A 1,926-nucleotide genomic window follows, 5' to 3' on the forward strand; every position below is an offset into this window, starting at 1 on the left:
TGTCAGCGCCGATGTAAAAATGACCCACTAACGTCGATTTAAAATTGACCCACCTGAGGCAAACTATCCGTTCGTAACATGGACAAAGCGGCGGATTATGATCAATCAGGAGCAACTAGTGGAAATACACGTTTTACATCAGCAAGGGCACAGCATCCGCCGCATTGCGCGAGATTTAGGTATCTCTAGAAATACCGTTCGCACTTATCTTCGAAACAGAAGTAAAGAGCCTGTGTATCCCGAACGACAGTCTCGACCAACAAAATTACAGCCTTACCACGACTACTTGCACACCCGCATTGAAGCTGCAAGGCCTTATTGGATACCAGCAACAGTCTTACTGCGTGAGATAAAATCCTTCGGTTACGAAGGCGGCATAACGATGCTCAAAAAGCACATCAAACAATACAAACCTAGCACGCCTGCCGACCCTGTGGTTCGATTCGAAACACAACCTGGTGAGCAAATGCAAGTCGACTTCACGACCATTACGCATTACGGCATACGGGTTAAAGCCTTTGTTGCTACGCTTGGTTATAGCAGAGCGACGTTCGTTCGCTTTTGTGAGCGGGAGCGCCAAGAAGACTGGGTTGATGGTCTTGAAGAAGCATTTGAATACTTCGGTGGCGTACCCAAAGAGGTTCTGTTCGATAATGCGAAAGCCATCATGATAGAGCGAGATGCATACGGTGAAGGCGAGCATCGATGGAACGCTATGCTGCTCACTGCCGCCAAGAAGTACAATTTCAAACCAAGAGCTTGCCGTCCGTATCGCGCAAAGACCAAAGGGAAAGTGGAGCGATTTAACTCTTACTTGAAAAGTAGCTTCGTCACTCCGCTTGCTGCGACACTTAAACAACACGGTCTGAAAATCACAGCCGATGTCCTTAATGGGCATATCGGCTCGTGGTTAGAAACCGTCGCTCACCAGAGGATACACGGCACAACAGGTACAAAGCCTCAAGTTCTTCTAGAGAAAGAACGTTTTACACTTCAACCTCTCCCGTCGCCGACACGCCCGATAGCTCCGTTAACAATGGGTGATAATGTCATGCCAGTTGAGAGCTTCCAACATCCACTATCAATGTATGACACGTTGTTGGAGGTGCGAGTATGAACCTTCAAATGAATCGCATCGAAGCTGCGTGCGCAACGCTGAAGTTACAAGCCATGGGTCAGGAATGGCCGAGGTTGGCAGAAGTCGCTAACACTCAAGAGTTGAGTCTAGCCGATTACTTAGAATCACTTCTAAGCGCTGAGCTTGAAGCAAGAGCTGAACGCACAAGAGCAACGCTGACTAAGTTCGCCAGCTTCCCTATGGAGAAAACGTTCGATGACTATGACTTCAAGTTCGCAACAGGTGCCCCACGGAAACAGCTCAAGGAGCTAACAGGGTTGGCGTTCGTCGAGCGAAAAGAAAACGTAGTACTACTTGGTCCAAGTGGTGTTGGTAAGAGCCATCTTGCTGTTAGCCTTGGTCAAATAGCGGTACAAAAAGGCTTAAAGACACGGTTCATCACGGCTGCTGACTTAATGCTTCAACTGTCTACGGCAAAAGCTCAGGGCAAACTTGAAAGCTACTTAAGGCGAAGCGTTCTTGCGCCAAAGCTCCTTATCGTCGATGAAATCGGATATCTACCGTTCGGCAGAGAAGAAGCGAACTTGTTCTTCAATGTCATCGCTAAACGATACGAGCAAGGCAGCATTATCGTAACCAGTAACTTGCCGTTCTCTCAATGGTCAAATGCGTTCGCTGACGATACGACACTAACGGCGGCATTACTGGATAGGCTTCTTCATCACTCTCACATCGTACAAATCAGCGGAGAAAGCTACCGATTACGAGGAAAGAAGGCGGCTGGAACCATACCTACGGTTCTAGAAAATCTATCTGAAAGTAGAAGTTAATTACGTGGGTGGGTCAGT

General features: G+C 47.8%; 2 protein-coding genes. Both read left to right on the forward strand.

The annotated features are described in order from the left end of the window. Nucleotides 1-97 precede the first annotated feature (97 nt). A complete protein-coding gene (gene istA / locus AB6D80_RS24830) occupies nucleotides 98-1,117 on the forward strand; it encodes an IS21 family transposase (protein WP_017102648.1) in 1,020 nt (339 codons plus the stop codon). Then, nucleotides 1,114-1,908, forward strand: a complete 795-nt coding sequence (istB, locus tag AB6D80_RS24835; RefSeq protein ID WP_017102649.1) for an IS21-like element helper ATPase IstB — start codon at nucleotides 1,114-1,116, stop codon at nucleotides 1,906-1,908. The genes istA and istB overlap by 4 nt, the downstream gene beginning before the upstream one ends. The last annotated feature ends 18 nt before the right edge of the window (nucleotides 1,909-1,926 follow it).

It is taken from the genome of Vibrio sp. 10N.247.310.17 (genome assembly GCF_041466605.1).
Classification (GTDB): Bacteria; Pseudomonadota; Gammaproteobacteria; order Enterobacterales; family Vibrionaceae; genus Vibrio; species Vibrio tasmaniensis_A.